At 55.6% G+C, this 20,472-nt stretch carries 26 protein-coding genes; 18 read left to right on the top strand and 8 right to left on the bottom strand.

The features are described from left to right. Positions 1–28 precede the first annotated feature (28 nt). The 4 genes from lptA to GPM19_RS01275 are packed head-to-tail and all read right to left on the bottom strand — an operon-like array spanning position 29 to position 2,701. The gene (lptA, locus tag GPM19_RS01290; protein WP_160417072.1) at positions 29–526 is read right to left on the bottom strand and encodes a lipopolysaccharide transport periplasmic protein LptA; all 498 of its coding nucleotides are present in this window, start codon (positions 524–526) and stop codon (positions 29–31) included. Then, a complete protein-coding gene (gene lptC / locus GPM19_RS01285; protein ID WP_319928075.1) occupies positions 523–1,152 on the bottom strand; it encodes an LPS export ABC transporter periplasmic protein LptC in 630 nt (209 codons plus the stop codon). The genes lptA and lptC overlap by 4 nt, the downstream gene beginning before the upstream one ends. Continuing rightward, positions 1,115–1,657 (bottom strand): KdsC family phosphatase, encoded by a 543-nt coding sequence (locus GPM19_RS01280; protein ID WP_160417071.1) that lies wholly within the window; start codon positions 1,655–1,657, stop codon positions 1,115–1,117. Before GPM19_RS01280 ends, lptC begins: the two co-directional genes overlap by 38 nt. Before the next feature lie 57 nt (positions 1,658–1,714). Further along, positions 1,715–2,701, bottom strand: coding sequence for a KpsF/GutQ family sugar-phosphate isomerase (locus tag GPM19_RS01275; RefSeq protein WP_160417070.1), 987 nt, complete (start codon positions 2,699–2,701; stop codon positions 1,715–1,717). A gap of 244 nt (positions 2,702–2,945) precedes the next feature. Between GPM19_RS01275 and GPM19_RS01270 the strand changes: the two genes are divergently transcribed. The 9 genes from GPM19_RS01270 (at position 2,946) to hisD (ending at position 9,786) form a co-directional block, all read left to right on the top strand. Beyond that, the gene (locus GPM19_RS01270) at positions 2,946–3,770 is read left to right on the top strand and encodes an ABC transporter ATP-binding protein (RefSeq protein ID WP_160417069.1); all 825 of its coding nucleotides are present in this window, start codon (positions 2,946–2,948) and stop codon (positions 3,768–3,770) included. Between the two features lie 11 nt (positions 3,771–3,781). Next, the gene (gene mlaE / locus GPM19_RS01265; RefSeq protein WP_160417068.1) at positions 3,782–4,573 is read left to right on the top strand and encodes a lipid asymmetry maintenance ABC transporter permease subunit MlaE; all 792 of its coding nucleotides are present in this window, start codon (positions 3,782–3,784) and stop codon (positions 4,571–4,573) included. Between the two features lie 19 nt (positions 4,574–4,592). After that, the gene (mlaD, locus tag GPM19_RS01260; protein ID WP_160417067.1) at positions 4,593–5,057 is read left to right on the top strand and encodes an outer membrane lipid asymmetry maintenance protein MlaD; all 465 of its coding nucleotides are present in this window, start codon (positions 4,593–4,595) and stop codon (positions 5,055–5,057) included. A gap of 44 nt (positions 5,058–5,101) precedes the next feature. Beyond that, positions 5,102–5,746 (top strand): MlaC/ttg2D family ABC transporter substrate-binding protein, encoded by a 645-nt coding sequence (locus GPM19_RS01255; RefSeq protein ID WP_160417066.1) that lies wholly within the window; start codon positions 5,102–5,104, stop codon positions 5,744–5,746. Then, positions 5,743–6,078 (top strand): STAS domain-containing protein, encoded by a 336-nt coding sequence (locus GPM19_RS01250; RefSeq protein WP_160417065.1) that lies wholly within the window; start codon positions 5,743–5,745, stop codon positions 6,076–6,078. The genes GPM19_RS01255 and GPM19_RS01250 overlap by 4 nt, the downstream gene beginning before the upstream one ends. A gap of 155 nt (positions 6,079–6,233) precedes the next feature. Next, positions 6,234–6,485, top strand: a complete 252-nt coding sequence (locus tag GPM19_RS01245) for a BolA family protein (protein ID WP_160417064.1) — start codon at positions 6,234–6,236, stop codon at positions 6,483–6,485. 11 nt (positions 6,486–6,496) lie between these two features. Continuing rightward, a complete protein-coding gene (murA, locus tag GPM19_RS01240; RefSeq protein ID WP_160417063.1) occupies positions 6,497–7,759 on the top strand; it encodes a UDP-N-acetylglucosamine 1-carboxyvinyltransferase in 1,263 nt (420 codons plus the stop codon). A gap of 25 nt (positions 7,760–7,784) precedes the next feature. Further along, the gene (gene hisG, locus GPM19_RS01235) at positions 7,785–8,444 is read left to right on the top strand and encodes an ATP phosphoribosyltransferase (protein ID WP_160417062.1); all 660 of its coding nucleotides are present in this window, start codon (positions 7,785–7,787) and stop codon (positions 8,442–8,444) included. A gap of 22 nt (positions 8,445–8,466) precedes the next feature. Continuing rightward, positions 8,467–9,786: a histidinol dehydrogenase gene (hisD, locus tag GPM19_RS01230; protein WP_160417061.1), complete on the top strand. Its 1,320-nt coding sequence runs from the start codon at positions 8,467–8,469 to the stop codon at positions 9,784–9,786. A 9-nt stretch (positions 9,787–9,795) separates the two neighbouring features. Here hisD and GPM19_RS01225 read toward each other — a convergent pair whose 3' ends face one another. Then, positions 9,796–11,049 (bottom strand): Do family serine endopeptidase, encoded by a 1,254-nt coding sequence (locus GPM19_RS01225; RefSeq protein WP_160417060.1) that lies wholly within the window; start codon positions 11,047–11,049, stop codon positions 9,796–9,798. Between the two features lie 140 nt (positions 11,050–11,189). Here GPM19_RS01225 and GPM19_RS01220 point away from each other — a divergent pair, with 140 nt between their 5' ends. Beyond that, positions 11,190–11,951 carry a Nif3-like dinuclear metal center hexameric protein gene (locus tag GPM19_RS01220; RefSeq protein ID WP_160417059.1) on the top strand — a complete coding sequence of 254 codons (762 nt, stop codon included), beginning with the start codon at positions 11,190–11,192 and terminating at the stop codon, positions 11,949–11,951. Between the two features lie 100 nt (positions 11,952–12,051). On the opposite strand, the gene GPM19_RS01215 is transcribed toward GPM19_RS01220, so the two are convergent. After that, entirely contained in the window at positions 12,052–12,504 is a 453-nt protein-coding gene (locus tag GPM19_RS01215) for a ZapG family protein (protein ID WP_160417058.1), read from the bottom strand. Between the two features lie 221 nt (positions 12,505–12,725). Between GPM19_RS01215 and zapE the strand changes: the two genes are divergently transcribed. From zapE to GPM19_RS01175, 8 genes are all read left to right on the top strand, one after another. Continuing rightward, entirely contained in the window at positions 12,726–13,907 is a 1,182-nt protein-coding gene (gene zapE, locus GPM19_RS01210) for a cell division protein ZapE (protein ID WP_160417057.1), read from the top strand. Between the two features lie 208 nt (positions 13,908–14,115). Further along, positions 14,116–14,544 carry a 50S ribosomal protein L13 gene (gene rplM / locus GPM19_RS01205; RefSeq protein WP_114487672.1) on the top strand — a complete coding sequence of 143 codons (429 nt, stop codon included), beginning with the start codon at positions 14,116–14,118 and terminating at the stop codon, positions 14,542–14,544. 13 nt (positions 14,545–14,557) lie between these two features. Continuing rightward, positions 14,558–14,947, top strand: a complete 390-nt coding sequence (gene rpsI, locus GPM19_RS01200; RefSeq protein WP_114487671.1) for a 30S ribosomal protein S9 — start codon at positions 14,558–14,560, stop codon at positions 14,945–14,947. 213 nt (positions 14,948–15,160) lie between these two features. Beyond that, positions 15,161–15,751, top strand: a complete 591-nt coding sequence (petA, locus tag GPM19_RS01195) for a ubiquinol-cytochrome c reductase iron-sulfur subunit (protein WP_160417259.1) — start codon at positions 15,161–15,163, stop codon at positions 15,749–15,751. Further along, on the top strand, positions 15,751–17,010 hold the full coding sequence (locus GPM19_RS01190; RefSeq protein WP_160417056.1) for a cytochrome b: 1,260 nt from the start codon (positions 15,751–15,753) through the stop codon (positions 17,008–17,010). The genes petA and GPM19_RS01190 overlap by 1 nt, the downstream gene beginning before the upstream one ends. Further along, positions 17,010–17,777 (top strand): cytochrome c1, encoded by a 768-nt coding sequence (locus GPM19_RS01185; protein ID WP_160417055.1) that lies wholly within the window; start codon positions 17,010–17,012, stop codon positions 17,775–17,777. The genes GPM19_RS01190 and GPM19_RS01185 overlap by 1 nt, the downstream gene beginning before the upstream one ends. Before the next feature lie 146 nt (positions 17,778–17,923). Further along, the gene (gene sspA / locus GPM19_RS01180) at positions 17,924–18,550 is read left to right on the top strand and encodes a stringent starvation protein SspA (protein WP_114487668.1); all 627 of its coding nucleotides are present in this window, start codon (positions 17,924–17,926) and stop codon (positions 18,548–18,550) included. A gap of 63 nt (positions 18,551–18,613) precedes the next feature. Next, positions 18,614–19,135 carry a ClpXP protease specificity-enhancing factor gene (locus GPM19_RS01175; protein ID WP_160417054.1) on the top strand — a complete coding sequence of 174 codons (522 nt, stop codon included), beginning with the start codon at positions 18,614–18,616 and terminating at the stop codon, positions 19,133–19,135. A 112-nt stretch (positions 19,136–19,247) separates the two neighbouring features. Here GPM19_RS01175 and GPM19_RS01170 read toward each other — a convergent pair whose 3' ends face one another. Then, positions 19,248–19,817 carry a BON domain-containing protein gene (locus GPM19_RS01170; protein ID WP_160417053.1) on the bottom strand — a complete coding sequence of 190 codons (570 nt, stop codon included), beginning with the start codon at positions 19,815–19,817 and terminating at the stop codon, positions 19,248–19,250. 58 nt (positions 19,818–19,875) lie between these two features. Continuing rightward, positions 19,876–20,469 carry a phosphoheptose isomerase gene (locus GPM19_RS01165; protein WP_160417052.1) on the bottom strand — a complete coding sequence of 198 codons (594 nt, stop codon included), beginning with the start codon at positions 20,467–20,469 and terminating at the stop codon, positions 19,876–19,878. Between the last annotated feature and the right edge of the window lie 3 nt (positions 20,470–20,472).

Here is a 20,472-nt window from a genome sequence, read left to right as displayed (position 1 = left end):
TCACGGTCGCCTGAGTGCACGGCTTGCCTCATTGTTGTTCGGGCTGCAGAGTCATGCGGATGCGTTGGGACTCCTGTCCTTCCACATCGGCGCGAGCCTGGATGACCTCTCGATCGATGAAGTATTCCAGGCGTCCCCCGGTGAAGCGGTCTCCGCCCTGAATCAGTTCGGCTTTATCGATCAGTTCCACCCGGCGTTCGGCCACGTGAAAGATGATCGTGCGGGCATAACCTTCCAGAGGTTGATCCTGGTCTTCCGGGTGGTGACGGAGATAGGCGCGATCTCCGGTGGCGATAGCACGCGACAGTTCGCCTGCCGCGTTACGCTGAATTTTGACACGATCGCCTCTCAGGCGCATTTCGCCCTGACGAACTTCAACGTTACCGGCATATACCGCAGTACCGGTACGTTGATCCAGATCAAGACGGTCTGCCTCCACTTCGACCGGTGGGGGCGCTTGCTGGCCAAGTGCCACTGCCGGCAACAGGGCCAGGCTCAGCAGCGTGGCTTGCAGAAACGTTTTCATGGGGTTTCCTCTTGCTCGTGCGTTGCCGCTGGGTGGTAGCCTTGCACATCGCCGGTCAGGCGAACCTGGCTATCATTCAACCAGGTATCCATGCGCAAGGCGCGCATATGCTGGGGGGGATGTTGCAGCACCACCGGGGCGTCACTCCAGGCGTGAGCCTGACGGCTGTCATAATGCAACACTTCGCTATCCAGTTGCCAGCCGCTCTCAGGAGCGACCAGCCGAGCCGAGCCGCTGAGGGTCAAGTGATGAGAGGCGATGTCGACAGTGCCGCTGTCGGCGCTGGCTAGCCATTCACGCCTTTGTTCGTCGAACAGCCTGGCTCTTGGCATCTCGACCTGGGTCAGGGAATCCTGGGGAATATGCACCAGATGGGGAGTGCGGATGGACTGCTGGATAAGCCCGTCGGCACCGAACAAGGTCATGTCGGCGCCTTCCAGTACATGGTTGGGTTCCTCGGCCTGGGCGGCGGGGTCCACCGCGACTTCCTGGGGCGCGCGAGGGTCCAGATAAACCAGCAACCCGCCGAGCAGGGCCACCATCCCGGCTATCCATAGCCAGCGCGGCAACAATGCTTGACGGATCATCTCAGCGACGGCCGTGCAGGTAGGTGTCGATGACTGCACCCCAGTGCCCCTGCGCCTCGAGCAGGGTGTCGCAGACCTCGCGCACTGCACCATGCCCTCCGTGGCGTTCGGTTACCCAGTCGGCATGTGACTGAATATAGGCAGGCGCGTGGGGTACGGTAATTCCGATGCCGGAACGTTTGATTGCCGCCAGGTCAGGCAGATCATCGCCACAGTAAGCTGCCTGATCGAGTTCGATCCCAAGGCGTTGGCAGAGGTGGCGCAAGGTGGCGAGCTTATCCTCGCATCCTTGGAACACATGAGAAATTCCCAAGGCGGCTGCACGCTGGCTGACCATTGGCGAATCGCGTCCGGTAATCAGGGCGACATGAATGCCTGCGCGCTTGAGCAGTTTGAGGCCATGCCCATCCTGGGTATGAAAGGCCTTGATTTCGATACCATCGGCCTGAAAGTAGAGCCGGCCATCGGTCAGAACGCCATCCACATCCAGAGCGAGCAAGCGCACGCGGCGCAGATGGTCGAGTAAAGCAGGCGATAGGGCCATGGAACCTCCGATTGAAACGCTTCCAGGTTGAAGCGCCTTTGAGTGAAAAAACCTTGTTTAAATCACACCGCTGGCTAGAAGGTCGTGCATATGCAATGCGCCTACAGGATGTTCATGCTGGTCGACGACGGCCAAGGCCGTGATGCGGTTGTCTTCCATGATACGTACGGCTTCGGCGGCCAGCAGGTCAGGTGAAATGCGTTTGCCCGGGCGGGTCATAACATCCTCCACGTTCAAGTTGCGCAGATCATGGTGTTGATCCAGAGTGCGACGTAAATCACCGTCGGTATAGACGCCGGCCAACCGACCTTCCTTGTCTACCACGCAGGTAAATCCCAGCCCTTGTCGGGTGATTTCAAGCAGAGCGTCACGCAGGGGGCTGCCCAGCGGCACCTGGGGTAAACGCGAACCGGCGTGCATCAAGTCCTTGACCCTGAGCAGGAGTCGCTTGCCCAGACTTCCGCCTGGGTGGGAAAGGGCAAAATCCTCGGCGGTGAAGCCACGGGCTTCGAGTAAAGCCACGGCAAGTGCATCGCCCAGGGCCAATGCCGCTGTGGTGGAACTGGTGGGAGCGAGATCCAGCGGGCAAGCTTCTCGTTCCACGCCGCTGTCCAGATGGGCGTCGGCATGCCGTGCAAGGGTGGAGCCGGGGCGCCCGGTCATGCTGATCAAGGGCGCGCCCATGCGCTTGAGCAAGGGCAGCAGAGCGGTCACTTCGCTGGTTTCACCGGAATTGGACAGGGCCAGTACGACATCACCACGGGTGATCATGCCTAGATCCCCATGGCTGGCTTCACCGGGATGAACGAAAAAAGCCGGGGTGCCTGTGCTGGCGAGAGTGGCGGCAATCTTGCCGGCGATATGCCCGGACTTGCCCATGCCGGTTACCACTACGCGTCCGGTACACGCCAGAATCAACTGACATGCCTGATCGAATCCGGTATCCAGTTTGCCGATCAAGGCACCGATAGCCGCCTGCTCCACCATCAGGGTGCGCACAGCGCTTTCGCGTAGCAAGGAAGTGAGGGGGACGGGCTGATTCATGGCGGATGGCTCAAGCAAGGGAATGAACGTCTGTGCACAGAATAACATCCTCGAGGTGTGATGCCCGAGACGTAATAGCCGGATGTTTATCGCTTGACGCTAGCTATAAGGGTTAGGATACGATGTTCGATAATGTTTTTGAAACTGATAGCGAGCGGTTTTCTCATGCGCAACTCTCTATTGTCGCCCTCGGGAACCGTCTATTGTCGACCTCAACTGCGCCACTTTCCGATAATGAGTCACCATGACTGACGTTCCTTTTGTTGAAATTGAAGACCTACACTTCACGTTCGGTGGGCGTGAAGTTTTTCGCGGCATCAACATGGCCATTCCCTACGGGCGTATTACCGCCATCATGGGGCCGAGCGGGACCGGCAAAACCACCTTGCTCAAATTGATCGGAGGACAGCTGACGCCGGATAGTGGGCGGGTGCTGATAGATGGCCAGGATGTACACCGCTTGTCACGCAAGGCCCTGTTCGAGCTGCGCAAGCGTATGGGCATGTTGTTTCAGAGCGGGGCACTATTTTCCGATCTGGACGTGTTCGAAAACGTGGCTTTCCCGCTACGGGTACATACGGATTTGCCTGAGCCAATGATCCGTGACCTGGTACTGCTGAAGCTTCAGTCGGTAGGCTTGCGTGGTGCCCGTACCTTGACTCCCGCTGAACTGTCGGGCGGCATGGCGCGTCGGGTCGCCTTGGCGCGGGCCGTGGCGCTGGACCCGGAATTGATTCTCTACGATGAGCCTTTTGTCGGTCAGGACCCCATTTCCATGGGGGTATTGGTGGAGTTGATCCGTCGGCTTAGTCAAGCGCTTGAACTGACGTCCATTGTGGTGTCTCACGACATCAAGGAAACCCTGTCGATCGCTGATTACGTTTACCTGATTTCCGATGGCAAGGTGGTGGCTGAAGGAACACCCAAGTCGCTGGATACTCACGCCGACCCTCGAGTGAGTCAGTTCGTGCATGGTGAACCCGATGGGCCGGTGCCGTTTCATTATCCGGCACCGGATTTCTATAGTGATATTCTTGACGATGCGACGGCATCTGGAGGCCATCCTTGAGTGAAAGTGGAATGACGAAAGGCATCGAAAGCCTTGCTCGCTGGGGTCGCAAGGGGTGTGATGCCTCCGAGTCGCTGGGCCGCGCGGGGATTTTTCTCGCCCAGTCGGCAGTGGCTGTGCCTTCGCGTGAGGGGCTGCGCCTATGGCTGCATCAAGTATATTTCGTCGGTGTATTGTCGTTGGCGATTGTGCTGGTGTCGGGGTTATTCATTGGCATGGTGTTGGCATTGCAGGGGTATACCATCCTGGTGGATTTTGGTGCCGAACAGGCGCTGGGGCAAATGGTGGCGCTGTCCTTGCTGAGGGAGTTGGCGCCTGTGGTCGCGGCGTTGCTGTTTGCCGGGCGAGCAGGGTCGGCCTTGACGGCGGAAATCGGCTTGATGAAAGCCACCGAGCAGCTCACCAGCATGGAGATGATCGGTGTCGACCCACTACGGCGTATCGTGGCTCCCCGATTGTGGGCCGGGTTCGTATCGCTACCCATACTTACCGTCGGCTTCAGTGTGGTCGGAATCTGGGGCGGATATTTGGTCGGGGTGGAATGGCTAGGCGTATTTGAAGGCTCTTATTGGAGCAATATGCAGGCCAGCGTTTCATTTCTTGATGATGTCGGCAACGGCATCATCAAAAGCCTGGTGTTTGCCTTGGTGGTGACCTGGATTGCCGTGTTTCAGGGCTACGATCTTGTGCCTACCTCTGAGGGTATTTCACGCGCGACGACACGTACCGTGGTGTATTCCTCACTGGCGGTACTGGGCCTCGATTTTGTGTTGACCGTGGTGATGTTCGGTGGTCTTTCTTGATTTTTTGGAGCATTTTTCAATGAAGCGCAGCAAGACAATGGAGTTAGGCGTGGGACTTTTCATGCTGGCCGGTATCCTTGGGTTAGTGTTTCTGGGGTTGCGCGTCAGTGGCGTGACGCTCTCCGCACCTGCCGAGTCCTTTCAATTGGAAGCCAACTTCGCCAATGTCGGCGGGTTGCGCCCGCGCGCACGCGTCACCATGGCAGGAGTGACCGTGGGCAGGGTCGAAGCTATCGAACTGGATACCGAATGGTTCGATGCGCGAGTGACATTGCGTCTGGATGGCGAGCTCGAGGGGCAGTTATCCCGTGATACCACTGCCGCCATACTCACTGCAGGCTTGCTGGGGGAGCAGTACGTGGGGCTGAGTGTGGGCGGCGACCCCGAAGTGCTGGAAGCCGGCGATACCATTACCGATACGCAGTCTGCGCTGGTGCTTGAAGAACTAATTCAACAATTTATATCCAATATGGTCAGTGGTTGAAATTACCTTGTTTGATTAGCTTGTGCCCAGGAGGGCTTATGAACATGAAACGTCATTTTTTGACCTTGCTCGCGATATTGCTGCTGGTAGTGCCATTGCACCTTCAGGCGCAAACGCCGAACCAGAGCCCGGAAGCATTGATTCGTGAAAATATTAACGATTTCATGAGCGAGCTAGAGGAACGAGAAGATTATTACGCTGACAATATCGATGAACTCAAGGAGTTGGTTGAATCGAGTCTCGAAGAAGTGGCGGATTTCCGCTATATCGGGGCCAGCGTGATGGGTAGGTATTATCAGAACGCCACACCAGAACAGCGCAGGCGCTTTGCCGACATCTTTCGTCAGACATTGATTGATACCTACACCAAGGGCTTGGTGACATTCGATTATGATGAGCTACGAGTGCTGGATACCCAGCAGCCGCAACGCCAAGAGGATCTGGCCAGCGTGGCAATGGAAATCGTGGCTACTGATGGCTCAGTATACCCGGTCAGCTACAGCCTGCGGCTTTCGAATGGCGAATGGCGTGTGGTGAATGTGATCGTCAATGGCATCAACCTAGGGTTAACATTCCGTAATCAGTTCGACCAAGCCATGCGTGACCATAATCGTGACTACGATGCGGTTATCAACAACTGGGCGCCTGAGCTTGCCGTGGAAGAGCTTGAAGAAGGGAGAGGTGCGTGAGCTTGCTTCTTGAAGAGCCCGCATTTCGCTTGAACGCACAAGGCAATACCTTGTGCGTTCAAGGTGAGGTTGATGTTTCGGTGGCAGCGCGATTGGCTACTGCTGGAAGTCAATGGTTGAGGCAGCAAGCAGCCGGTACTGAAGTTAGCTTCGATTTCACTCAAGTTGAAAAGGCCAGCAGTGCCGCCTTGAGCGTGTTGTTGCAATGGCTGCGAATCAGCCGTGATCAAAAGCTGCTTTTCCAGGAAGCTGCCTTGTCGCCGCCTCTGCGCCGACTGTCTGCCTTGGCTGAACTCGACAGCCTGATTGGCGTAACTGAACCGTCGGAATAATCCCGCCTGCCGGTGGCGTGGGCGGTTAATGTGGCTAACTATCCACATCGCCAAGCAAGGCGCTTTTCTTTATCATGGCCCATATTGATCTGCGGGTTCGTATTGAGCACGCAGCGTATCGTATTTTTTATTCCACCAAAGGAGTGTTGAATTCCATGCAACCCAATGAAGTCAAGTCACTGCTTGAGTCACGTCTGGATGGATGTGACGTCCACGTGCAAGGCGAGGGCTGCAACTTTCAGGTTGTAGCTGTGGGTGAGGCATTCGAAGGCCTGTCCCCGGTCAAGCGTCAGCAACTGGTTTATGCAGCGCTGAGCGATGAAATTGCTTCGGGCGCGTTACACGCCGTCAGCATCAAGACATATACACCGGCGCAATGGCAAACCGCGCCGGAAAATGCCCAATAAGGGCGGCTACCATGGATAAATTGATTATTACGGGTAGTGGCCGCGTCGACGGTGAGGTTTGGGTAAGCGGCGCCAAGAATGCCGCTTTGCCAATCTTGTGTGCCAGCTTGCTGGCTGATGGGCCGGTGGTCATCGGTAACTTGCCGCATCTTCAAGACATTACTACCACGCTTGAGTTGCTCGGACGAATGGGCGTTGAGCCGGTGATGGGCGATAAAATGACCATCCAGCTCGATGGTTCTCAGGTCAAGGATTGCCATGCACCTTATGAGCTGGTCAAGAAAATGCGCGCCTCCATCCTGGTGTTGGGGCCCTTGCTGGCGCATTTCGGCAAGGCGGATGTATCGCTGCCGGGTGGTTGTGCGATTGGCTCACGCCCGGTAGATCTGCATATTCGGGGTCTCGAGGCCATGGGCGCTGACATTCGTGTGGAAAACGGTTATATCCGCGCTCGGGTTGACGGTCGTCTTAAAGGCGCGACTATTTTCTTCGATACCGTAACGGTTACCGGTACCGAAAACCTGCTGATGGCGGCGACTCTGGCGGAAGGAACGACGGTGTTGGAAAATGCCGCTCGTGAACCTGAAATCGTCGATCTGGCGGAATGTCTGATTGCCATGGGCGCTGATATTCACGGCCATGGTAGCGATACCATTACCATCAACGGTGTCGACAAACTGCATGGCTGTGAGCATCAGGTCATGCCCGATCGTATCGAAACCGGTACCTTTCTGGTGGCGGCGGCCATGACCGGTGGGCGCGTCAAGGTTAAGCGCACGCGAGCCAATATTCTTGACGCCGTCCTCGCCAAGCTTGAAGAGGCGGGTGCCGAGATCACCACCGGAGATGATTGGATAGCGCTGGATATGCATGGTAAACGGCCTCGCGCGGTCAATATCCGTACCGCACCTTACCCGGCCTTTCCTACCGATATGCAGGCACAATTCGTCGCGATGAATGCGGTGGCCGTGGGCACCTCCCGAGTGGTCGAGACGATCTTTGAAAATCGTTTCATGCATGTTCAAGAGCTTAATCGCATGGGTGCCAATATCGCTCTGGAGGGTAATACGGCGATGATTACCGGCGTCGAGCGGTTATCCGGTGCCCCGGTGATGGCGACCGACCTACGCGCCTCGGCATCGCTGGTGATTGCCGCCATGATGGCGGAAGGCGAAACCCTGGTGGATCGCATCTATCACATTGACCGGGGCTATGAGTGCATCGAGGAAAAACTCCAACTGCTGGGTGCGCGTATTCGTCGTATTCCGGGCTGATCCGCTTTCAACCATTGGCGACGACATGAGCAAGCAACTGATTCTAGCCCTTTCCAAAGGGCGTATTCTCGACGAAACCTTGCCACTGCTGGCGGATGCCGGTATCACACCGATTGAGGACTTGGGCAAGAGTCGCAAACTGTTATTCGACACCAACTTGCCCGACGTCAAGCTGGTGGTGATCCGCGCAACCGACGTGCCGACCTATGTGCAACTGGGAGCTGCGGATATGGGCGTGGCGGGAAAGGACGTGCTGCTGGAACATGGCGCTGAAGGGTTATATGAACCCCTGGACTTGAATATTGCCCAGTGCAGGCTAATGACTGCCGGGATAGTAGGAGCGGCACCGGCCCGCGCCCGTCGCAGGGTGGCGACCAAGTTCGTCAATGTGGCGCGGCGTTATTATGCCGAGCAGGGCATCCAGGCCGAAGTTATCAAACTCTATGGTGCTATGGAGCTTGCGCCATTGATGAATCTTGCCGATGAGATCGTGGACATTGTCGATACTGGCAATACCTTGCGAGCCAATGGTATGGAACCGCGCGAGTTGATCGATATGATCAGTACGCGCCTGGTCGTCAACAAGGCGGCGATGACCATGAAACACGATAGGATCAAGCCTCTTATTGAGCGCTTGAGTGAGGCGGTAGCCAAGCGCCGGGCGTCACCCACTCCCGTTAACTGAATGATGCAAGGAGCACCTTCCCATGAGCGAGCAATTTCCCCCGGTAGCAATGACCCGTTTGGCCACCCAGGAAGCGGATTTCAATCAGCATCTTGACACGTTGTTGGCGTGGGAAGGGGTCTCCGATAGTACGGTTCAACAGCGCGTTCACGACATTCTGGCGGCAGTAAAGGAGCATGGCGACAGTGCCGTGATCGAAGCCACCAACCGTTTTGACCGCCTTGATGTAACGAGTATTGATCAACTGATGCTGTCGGCGGAACGCTTGCAGCAGGCCTACGAGGGGTTGCCGGTTGTTCAGCGGGAGGCATTGACCCAGGCAGCGGAGCGCATCCGTGTTTATCACGAACGGCAAAAACCCACGTCCTGGCAATATGAAGAGGCTGACGGCACTGTGCTGGGGCAAAAGGTGACCCCGCTGGACCGTGCCGGTATTTACGTGCCGGGAGGCAAGGCCGCTTACCCGTCATCGGTGCTGATGAATGCCATTCCCGCCCATGTTGCCGGAGTCCGTGAGATCGTCATGGTGGTGCCCACCCCGGACGGTATTCTCAATGAACTGGTGCTGGCCGCGGCTCACCTGGCAGGGGTCGATCACGTTTTCACTATTGGTGGGGCACAGGCGGTAGCCGCCCTTGCCTATGGTACCCAGACCGTACCGCGGGTGGACAAGGTGGTCGGCCCCGGCAATATCTACGTGGCCACGGCCAAGCGTGCCGTCTTCGGGCAGGTAGGCATCGACATGATCGCCGGGCCCTCGGAAATTCTCGTCGTGTCGGACGGCAAGACCAATAGCGACTGGTTGGCGATGGACCTGTTTTCCCAAGCCGAACACGATGAAGATGCACAGGCTATCCTGGTCAGTTGGGACGCCGCCCACCTGGATGCCGTGGCTGAATCGATCGAACGCTTGCTCCCTACCATGGAGCGCGAGGCAATCATACGGGAGTCCCTGGCTCGGCGGGGTGCCCTGATTCACTGCAATGACCCGGACGAGGCACTTATGCTGATCAACCGGATTGCGCCAGAGCACCTGGAGCTTTCCGTGGAAGCGCCGGAATCCTGGTTAAGCGAAGTCCGTCATGCGGGCGCAATCTTCATGGGGCGCTATACCGCCGAGGCATTGGGCGATTACTGTGCCGGCCCCAACCATGTGTTGCCGACCTCGGGGACCACGCGTTTTTCCTCGCCGTTGGGGGTGTACGATTTCCAGAAGCGCTCCTCGATTATTCATTGTTCGGCCGCAGGCGCCTCGGAACTTGGCAAGTTGGCCTCCACCTTGGCGCGTGGCGAATCGCTTACCGCCCACGCGCGCTCGGCCGAGTACCGTATTCGAAAGTAACGTAACGGCTCAGGGGGTGGACCTGTCTTGCTCCGCCCTGCGCTGTGCTCTCAGGGTGGGGACTGGGCGCTCGCCTACTTCAAGCGTTATCTGCAGGCGTTCGCCGTTACGTACCACGGTCAGTGGGAGCGTGGTGCCGGGGGGGATGGAGGCGACCTCGCTCATGGTCGTGGGGGCGTCCATGATGGGGCGACCATCCACTTCGAGCAGCACGTCCCCGGGTTGTAGGCCGGCTTCTGCGGCTGGGCCGCCTTCAACTACACTGGATACGATCACCCCCTGGGGGACGCGTAATCCGAAAGATGCAGCCAATTCGCGGGATAATGCCTGGGCTTCAATGCCCAGCCAGCCACGAATCACCCGTCCTTGAGTGACGAGTTCATCAAGAATGCTGTGGGCCAGGTTGGCCGGAATGGCGAAGCCGATACCTTGCGAGCCACCCGAGCGGGAGAAAATGGCGGTATTAATTCCGACCAGGGCTCCCTCAGCATTGACCAGAGCACCGCCGGAGTTGCCGGGGTTGATGGCCGCATCGGTCTGAATGAAGTCTTCGTAAGCGTTAAGCCCCAGATGGTTGCGCCCTGTTGCGCTGATGATTCCCATGGTCACGGTCTGACCGACCCCAAAAGGGTTGCCGATAGCCAAGGCAACGTCACCCACGGCCACTGCCGTGGAATCGGCCAATGTAATACTTGGCAAGCTCTCAAGGGGAATGCGCAACACTGCCAGGTCGCTTTCGGGGTCAGTGCCTATCACTTCGGCCAAGGTTTCTCTACCGTCACGCAGGGCCACCTGTATTTCATCGGCACCGCTGATCACGTGATGATTGGTCAATACATAACCATCTTGGCTGACGATGACGCCAGACCCAAGGCTTGACAGCATGCGTTGCTGATTAGTGGTGTCGTCACCGCCAAAAAACTGCTGGAAGAAAGGATCGGACATCAACGGATGCTGGTCGCGTTCAACGATACGTGAAGAATAGATATTGACCACCGCAGGCGCTGCCTGATTGACCGCATCGGCGTAACTAACAGGCCCTTGTATGCTGGACAGTGGTGCCGCTTGGCGGATTTCAGGAGCCGAGCGAGAAAGCTCCTGCTCCGCTGTAGGCACCAAAGAAAGCGGTGGAGACGAGGGCGTTTCGGGCCTGGTAGGGCTTAATGGCGAAGATAATTGCTCGGGAAAGGCGATAAGCAGCAGGCCGGCGAGCAGAACTCCGGCAATGACGGGCCAGATATAAGGCAGCATTAAACGTGGCATGCAACGTTTCCCTTGGTCCAGGCAATGGCTCACAGTAACCATGCCGATATTTTACAATGACGTTATCGTAACACTTTCAGTTCGACGCATTCAGATCGACGAACGTTAAACAAGAAAAGACTAACCTGAGGAGAAGGTGCATGGTGGAAAGCGCTAGGTTGGTGGCTGCCTGTGATAACGAGCTGCATATAAAGCGTTTCAAAGATTTCACTCTCAATGGGCTACAGGTGTCTGGGCGCGAGCATGTGACGCGTGTCATGACGGGAGTGACTGCCTGCCAGGCCTTGCTGGACGAGGCCGTAGCTTGGAACGCCGATATGCTGTTGGTACATCATGGATATTTTTGGAAAAACGAACCGCTGGCAATTACCGGTATGAAGCAACGACGCATCAAGACGTTGTTGACCCATGATATCAATCTGGTGGCTTACCACCTGCCTCTGGATGCTCACGCCGTTCTGGGTAATAACGCTGAATTGGCGCGTCATCTTGGCTGGCAAGTCGAGGGTTGTATTGATGCTGAGCTCGGGGAAGGTCTGTTATGGAAAGGGCGTCTGCCGCAGCCTATGACAAGCGGTGAGCTTGCGCAGCAGCTGACGCAAAAGCTAGGCCGTGAACCATTGTTGATTGAAGCATCTTCCGAACAGCCCATCGAGCGCGTGGCATGGTGCACAGGAGGTGCGCAGGACATGATCGGCGCAGCATATGAAGGCGGTGCCCAGGCGTTTATCTCCGGCGAGATATCGGAACGGACCACGCATCTGGCAAGAGAGATGGGGATTCATTATCTGGCTGCTGGGCATCACGCCACCGAACGTTACGGCATTCAGGCATTAGGCGAGTGGCTATCTCGCGAGTATGGCGTCATGCACCGTTTCGTGGACATTCCAAACCCCGCCTAAGCGGGGCTGGATAGTTTGGGGTGTCTGCTATAGATAGAAGGTGTCACGCTGGTAAGCGACGCTTGGCGCCAGACGCAAACGGCACTCGCTGTCACCGGACTCAATAGCGTGGCGGCTGTGGCGCTTCCTGGTTGTCTCTGAGGCCGAAGTCTTCGGAAAGCGTACCACTGCTGCCGTCCGCATAGTCGCGTGGCACGCTGGGCGGCGTTTCACCTGGAGTTGAGTCTGTCGGCTGAGAGCGCGCATCCTGTCCTGGTACGTCCAGGCGGGATGAAACACCTTCCAGTTGCCAGCGGCTGGCATCGTCATTGAGTTGATTTTCCAGTTGATCCGCTTCATGACGAATATTGTTGAGACGCTGTTGAATGCTGAGCAGGTTTTCCCCCATACCGCCCTTAAGTTCGGCTAGCTGGTGGTCTCGCTCCAGTAGTTTCTGCCTCATTTTCTGGATTTCACGGTGGCTTTTGCTAAATAAGCGATAGCCGACTATTCCAATCACAATACCGATTACGATGCCGATAATGGCAAACGTCAGCTGGGTGTTTGCTTCCACGTTATTCTCCCTGGCGCCTAAACATGCCGGATACTGGCGTAATGAATATCCCGATAAAAGGGCGTTAAGTAAACCCCGGCAACACCATTATAGAGGGCAGGTTGATAGTCGGGTCAATCCAATCATGCGCTTAGCATGCAGTCGGCGTATAATTACCGCCTCTTGAGGGCGCAGCCAGAGTGACTGCGCCATCTATATTTCACGCCGTCGGGGGAAGCTGGATGAACGCAACGCCAACGACCGAGCGGGGAGCGACCAGGCCCGCTACACCAGTAGAGCGCTATCGTGCCGATCTGGTGCGGGACGACTTTGCCTACGACCCAGCTCAGGAAGCTGCTGTTGCCCATTTGCAGCGATTGTACGATGAGTTGGTGGCGACGCCCGCGCCTACACCAAAATCCGTGGTGGCGACTAAAGGATTAAAGGCCCGCATGGCGGGGTTGTTGGGAAGAAAGCCTGATACGAACGGCGCTCTTTCGGAGCCCGCAATACGTGGCTTGTATTTCTGGGGAGGAGTAGGGCGGGGCAAGACCTATCTGGTGGATACTTTCTATGAAGCCTTGCCCTTTCCTGAGAAGATGCGCACGCACTTTCATCGCTTCATGCAGCGTGTGCATAATGAATTAGGCCATTATAAGGGAGAGAAGAACCCTTTGGCCTTGATTGCCGGAAAATTTGCCTCCGAGGCGCGTGTCATTTGTTTCGATGAATTTTTCGTCAAGGACATCACCGATGCAATGATTTTGGCAAATCTTCTGGAAGCATTATTCGAGCGTGGTGTGGTGCTGGTGACTACCTCCAATATCGTGCCTGATCAGCTCTACAAGGACGGCTTGCAGCGTGCCCGTTTTCTACCGGCAATCGAGCTGCTGAAGCGTCATTGCCGGGTAGTCAATGTCGACTCGGGTGTGGATTATCGGCTGCGAGCCTTGGAGAGGGCGGAAATCTTTCATTCGCCGCTGGATGAAGCGGCCGAAAAGGAATTGGCGCGCAGTTTTCGTGAAATTGCCGGTCACCCAGGGGAAGCTAATGCTCCTTTGGAAATCAATCATCGTGTTCTCACCGCGCGCTGTCTTCATGACGACGTAGTCTGGTTCGAGTTTGCCGAATTATGTGATGGGCCGCGAAGTCAAAACGACTATATCGAGCTTGCACGTGAGTTTCATACCGTACTGGTCTCCAATGTAAAACAAATGGATGCAAGCAAGGATGACCAGATACGGCGTTTCATCAATATGGTCGATGAGTTCTATGATCGGGGTGTCAAGTTGCTGATGTCGGCGGAAGTGCCGGTGGCGCAGCTATATCTGGATGGACGTTTGAAGTTCGAGTTCCAGCGTACGCTGTCGCGCTTGGAGGAGATGCAGTCCCATGAATATCTGGCTTTGGCTCACAAGCCTTGAGCGCCTCTCACCGTGACGACTGAAATGTTGCTGGTTGTGCTTAACTTGGGGAAAGGGTTGATGTAGAATGCCGCCTCGCATTACAGCATTACGTTGTTGGCTCTAATGGCGGCAAGCCAGCAGAAGTCGCAACCAAAAAAAATAGGGACGGTTTATCCTCAGTTTATCGAGGAAAGAACCCAATACACTTAATCTGGTGATTCCATCCATGAAGACGTTCAGTGCTAAGCCGCAGTCCGTCCAGCGCGACTGGTATGTTGTCGACGCTAAGGACAAGACGCTCGGTCGTCTGGCTACCGAAATTGCTCGCCGTTTGCGCGGTAAGCACAAGCCCGAATTTACCCCTCACGTTGATACTGGCGACTACATCGTCGTGATCAACGCCGAGAAAGTCCATGTGACCGGTAACAAGGCCAAGGCGAAAACCTATTATCGCCACACCGGTTATCCGGGCGGCCTGCGTTCCATGACCTTCGACAAGATGATTGCTTACGCTCCCGAGCGCGTTATCGAGTCTGCGGTCAAGGGCATGCTGCCCAAGGGCCCCATGGGCCGTGCCATGTACACCAAGCTCAAAGTATATGCCGGTGCCGAGCATCCGCATGCTGCCCAGCAGCCGCTTGAACTGAACCTCTGAGGAAAGCTTCGCCATGACTCAACAGTATTATGGTACCGGGCGCCGCAAGACTTCCACTGCCCGTGTGTTTCTGAAGCCGGGCTCCGGCAAGATCGTCGTCAATAATCACGACCTGGATTCATATTTCGGTCGGGTTACCGGTCGTATGGTGGTTCGTCAGCCGCTCGAATTGACCGACACTTTGAACCAGTTCGACGCCTACGTCACTGTCGCCGGTGGTGGTGGTTCTTCACAGGCAGGGGCTATCCGTCACGGCATAACACGTGCCTTGATGGTGTATAATGAGGACTTCCGTCCTGCCCTGCGTGAAGCTGGCTATGTAACGCGCGATGCGCGCCAGGTTGAACGTAAGAAAGTCGGCCTGCGCAAAGCGCGTCGCCGCCCGCAGTTCTCCAAGCGTTAATTTTACGCTATGCGGCAAAACGCCCGGGTCTATTTGGCCTGGGCGTTTTTGTTTTAATATCAATGAATTACGTTCTGTCTACCACCTTGGTCAAGGCTTGTTGTCCTTGTGCGAAGCGGCATGTTTTTTTAACATAGAACGCATTTGATATCCGTTGCCCCGGAACGCCTTCCTTGGGGTAATGTAACGGATAAGTTGATGGGAGAAACCTTAATGGCAGATAACGGCGTAAACAAAGGCCGGCGCCGTTTCCTCGTGGGCGCTACTACCGTGGTAGGTGCGGTAGGTGCTGTCGGGGTTGCGGTCCCCTTTGTGGCTTCCTGGCAGCCCAGTGCCAGGGCGAGAGCGGCGGGTGCGCCGGTTCGAGCAGATATTTCCAAGCTTGAGGCGGGGCAGCGGATGACCGTCGAATGGCGTGGACGTCCCATATGGGTTATCAATCGTACGCCCGAAATGCTTGAGCGTACCTTGGGTATCGAATCGGAGCGGTTGGCTGATCCAGATTCAAGTGTTCCACAGCAGCCTGCATATGCTTCTAGCGAGCTGCGCTCCATTCGTCCGGAAATCGGTGTTTTGATCGGTATCTGTACTCACTTGGGTTGCTCGCCCTTGTATCGCCCCGAACCCGAGGCGGCGGTAACCGATAACTGGCCGGGTGGTTTCTTCTGTCCATGCCATGGTTCCTACTTTGACCTGGCGGGCCGTGTGTTCGTCAATGTGCCGGCACCCACCAATCTGGAAGTGCCCCCGTACCGCTTTGAAGGCGACGACATTATCGTCGGCGAAGATGAGGAGGCTGCCTGATGGGTAACCCGAACAAAGCCAAGGCGGAAAGCGGCTTCATGCGCTGGATTGATGACCGCTTTCCCGCCACACAGATGGTTCAGGAGCACCTGACCCAGTATTACGCTCCCAAGAATTTCAATTTCTTCTATATTTTCGGTGTGTTGGCCATGGTGGTGCTGGTCAATCAGATACTCACCGGTGTCTGGTTGACCATGAGCTACAACCCTTCTGCTGAAGGCGCCTTTGCCTCCGTTGAATACATCATGCGGGATGTCGAATTCGGTTGGTTGATCCGCTATATGCATTCCACCGGGGCCACGGCATTTTTTGCAGTGATCTATCTACATATGTTTCGGGCATTGATGTATGGCTCCTACAAGGCGCCGCGTGAGTTGATCTGGATCTTCGGCATGGCAATTTACCTTGCCTTGATGGCGGAAGCTTTCATGGGTTACCTCTTGCCTTGGGGGCAGATGTCCTACTGGGGAGCCCAAGTAATCATTTCGCTGTTCTCAGCGATTCCGGTGATCGGTGGAGATCTTACCCAGTGGATACGCGGTGACTTTTTGATTTCCGGTATCACCTTGAACCGCTTCTTTGCCTTGCATGTGGTGGCGTTGCCCATCGTTATTCTGGCATTGGTAGTGCTGCACATTATTGCTTTGCATGAGGTGGGTTCCAACAACCCGGATGGGGTCAACATCAAGGCCAAGAAAGATGAAACCGGCAAGCCGCTGGATGGCATTCCTTTCCATCCTTACTACACCGTGAAGGACTTGGTGGGTATTGCCATTTTCTTGTTTGTCTTCGCTGTTGTAATCTTCTACTTTCCGGAAGGTGGGGGCTATTTCCTCGAGAAGCCTAACTTTGAACCTGCCAACCCGCTCGTGACGCCTGATCACATTGCACCAGTTTGGTACTTCACGCCTTTCTACGCCATCCTGCGCGCCATTACGTTCAGCCTGTTTGGCCTGGATGCAAAGTTCCTCGGCGTTCTCTTTATGGGTGGTGCCATTGCGGTTCTGTTCGTGCTGCCATGGCTGGACCGTAGCCCGGTTCTGTCCATTCGTTACAAAGGCTGGATGTCCAAGGTGGCGCTAGCGGTATTTGCCATCAGCTTCATCATCCTGGGAATTCTCGGGGCATTGCCGACAACAGCTGCACGCACTGTGGTGGCTCAGATTTGCACTGCCCTGTACTTCGCCTTCTTCCTGCTGATGCCTATATACACCAAGCTGGAGAAGACCAAACCCGTTCCGGAAAGGGTGACTGGCTAATGAAAAAGCAACTGTTTGTGCTGCTATTTGCCCTGATGCCTTTCATGGCATGGGGAGCTGGCGGAGAAGACGTTCCTCACTCGATGACGCCCGATCTGCAGGATCAGGATTCACTTCAGCGTGGGATGAAGCTTTATGTAAACTATTGCATGGGCTGTCATTCCTTGGAGCATCAACGCTTTGCGCGGGCTGCGGAAGATCTGGGGATGCCACAGGATCTGGTGGAAGATAATTTAATCTTCTCGTCCAGCCTGGCCTTCAATGACCAGATGCATAACGCCATGAAGAATGAAGATGGTGAAAACTGGTTTGGTGCGCCGCCGCCGGACCTGACGCTGCGCTCAAGGGTGCGAGGCACCGATTGGATTTATTCTTACCTGCTGAGTTTCTACAAGGATCCAAGCCGTCCTTTCGGGGTCAACAATTCAGTCTTCGAGTTGGTGGCCATGCCTAACGTGCTTGAACCCTTGCAGGGGGTTCAGGAGAAGGTCTGTGCCGCGGTGGATCGCCCTGTCGAAGGCGCTGAGCTTGACCCCTTGACGGGCAAGTACCAGGCCTGTGGCGTACTTCAAGTGACTCAGCCGGGCAGCATGGAGCCGGCTGAGTTCGAAGAAGTGGCCTACGACCTGACCAACTTTCTGGCTTACGTCGGTGAGCCTTCCAAGCTCCAGGCTCAAGCCTTGGCTCCTAAGGTGCTGATATTCATCTTTATTTTCGGAGTTATCGCTTATCTGCTCAAGCGCGAGTATTGGCGAGACGTACACTGATCATTGACTGATCAGATCATCAGGGCGCACGGTGAAAACCGCGCGCCCTTTGTGTTTTTATATAGAGTGAATGCTGGTACATGTCTTCGCCTAACTTGGTGTGGGCATGTTATTATCAACGCTTGATTTGATGCGAGGATGGTTTCATGGGTGTTGTGGCCAAACGGTCGTCGATGATTTTTTATTCAGGCAGTGATGATCATTTCAGTCATCGCGTGCGTATCGTGCTGGCCGAGAAAGGCGTCGCCGTGGATATTGTGGAAGTCAACGACGAACAACCGCCGGAAGAGTTGGCTGACCTGAATCCCTATAACAGTGTTCCGACACTGCTGGATCGTGATTTAGTGTTGTATGAATCCAAGGTGATGATGGAATACCTGGATGAGCGCTTCCCGCATCCTCCGCTGCTGCCGGTATACCCGGTGGCGCGAGCGCAAAGTCGTTTGTGGATGCACCGTATCGAGCGTGAGTGGTGCCCCATGGTCGAGCAGATCCGTACGGGTGGAAAAAAAGAAGCGGACAAGGCGCGCAAGGAGCTACGGGAGAGCCTGATCGGTATTTCACCTATTTTTGAAGACATGCCGTTTTTCATGAGTGAAGAATTCACTCTGGTAGATTGCTGCTTGACGCCGATCTTGTGGCGTTTGCCCGATCTCAATATCGAGTTGCCTGAAAAGCAGGTGCAGCCATTACTGAGCTACATGAAGCGCGTTTTTGAACGTGATGCCTTCAAGGCGTCGTTGAGTGAACGTGAAAAAGAAATGCGATCCTGAACCCGTCGGCCCCGGAGAGATTGGTATGAATCCGGGGCTTTCAACTCTAGGAAGGAGCGCGCGATGCATTCAAGCCGTCCTTATCTCGCCAGAGCGCTTTATCAGTGGCTACTGGACAACGAATTGACGCCTTATCTAGTGGTGGATGCGGACCTGCCCGGTGTCGAAGTGCCGCGCCAATTCGTTCAGAATGGGCAAATCGTGCTTAATGTGGCGCCTACGGCAGTGCGCGATTTCTTCATGGAAAACCAAGCCGTTGGTTTCAATGCGCGCTTTGGTGGCCAGCCGATGCAAGTGATGATACCCACTGAGGCATTGATTGCTATTTATGCGCGCGAGAATGGCGTAGGAATGGTCTTCGGTCATGAGCCGGTATTGACTCCTTCTGGCGAGACTAATGAAAGCGAGCCAGCATCTCGTGGAAACCGGCGCCCTGAGCTGAGCATTACCCAGCCGACCGAGGGGAATGAGGATCAAGAGGTACCCGAGCCTGCTGAGCCGAAGGATACGGGTAGCTCCGATAGCAAGCCTGGTTCGGATAGCAAGACATCCAGAAAACGCCCGACGTTGCGAGTTATAAAGTAATGGATGGAAGCTAGGATAGCTGAAAATAAAACGGGCCCTGGCAAACACATTGTCGGGGCCCGTTTGTTGTGCTGAGCATTATTGTCTAGTGAGGGCGCTATATCTGGAGATGTCAGTCCAGATAGTCGAATGCCTTGACGATGCGCTGAACGCCATTCACGTTCGAGACCGTCCGAACAATACGGTCCGCTTCTTCACGGCTGACAATGCCCATTAAATAAACACTGGCGTTTTCAGTGGTTACCTTAAGCTTGGAAGAGTCGATACGGTCGTTGGTGGCAAGTTGACTAATGACATTCGTGGTCAGCCAGGCATCCGTTAGCCGTTGGCTGGCCGACAGGTTGCCTGCCACAGTCAGCTCGTTGTGTACTTCATTCACACCGCGCAAGTTTCCGGTGACTTCCTCTGCGCGTTCCTTGAGTTCCTGGCTAGGTACTTGCCCTACCAGCAATACCTTGCCATTGAAGCTGTGCGGGCGGATGCGCGCATCGTCCAGGCGAGCATCGGCGCGTGCCAAGGCGCGGCCGACTTCGCGCTCCACTGTGCTGTCAATGGCTTCTACGTCCTCGCTGCGTTGGCCATAATTGGTTTGGTCGGCCATATTGGTGGCGCAGCCGCCGATCAACAGTGACAGGCAGACGCCGGCCACTGCCATCCATCTAGTACGTGATTGATAGCTCATGCATACACTCCTTGCTACAGCGATGTTCTTGGGATTTGAAGGCGGTGTGATCAACAAGCTAGTCGGTACCACCAAATAATTGTTCATCAATCAGGTCACACAGGCAGTGTATTACTAATAAATGCACTTCCTGGATGCGGGCGGTCGAGGTCGCGGGTACACGGATTTCACAGTCGTCCTGACCCAGCAAGGATGCCATGTTGCCACCATCTCTACCGGTCAAGGCAACCACCGTCATATCTCGGTCATGAGCGGCTTGAATCGCCTGAATGATGTTGCCGGAGTTGCCGCTGGTCGAGATGGCCAGCAGGACGTCGCCGGGCTGGCCCAAAGCGCGAATCTGTTTGGAAAACACCTCGTTGTAGCTGTAATCATTGGCAATCGACGTCAAGGTGGAAGAGTCGGTCGTCAGAGCCAATGCCGGAAGGCTGGGACGTTCACGCTCGAATCGGTTCAATAGCTCCGAGGAAAAATGCTGGCTGTCGCCTGCACTCCCGCCATTGCCGCAGGCGAGTATCTTGCCTTCGCTAACCAAGCTCTGCACCATCATCTGACTGGCTACTTCGATGAAAGGAGGAAGCACTTCGCTGGCGTAGGTCTTGGTATCAATGCTGGCATTGAAGTGCTCGAGTATACGTGTCTGAAAGTCCATGAG

Origin of the sequence: Vreelandella zhuhanensis, from assembly GCF_009793355.1 — a bacterium.
GTDB lineage: Bacteria > Pseudomonadota > Gammaproteobacteria > Pseudomonadales > Halomonadaceae > Vreelandella > Vreelandella zhuhanensis.
This window is presented reverse-complemented; position numbering and strand designations above follow the sequence as displayed.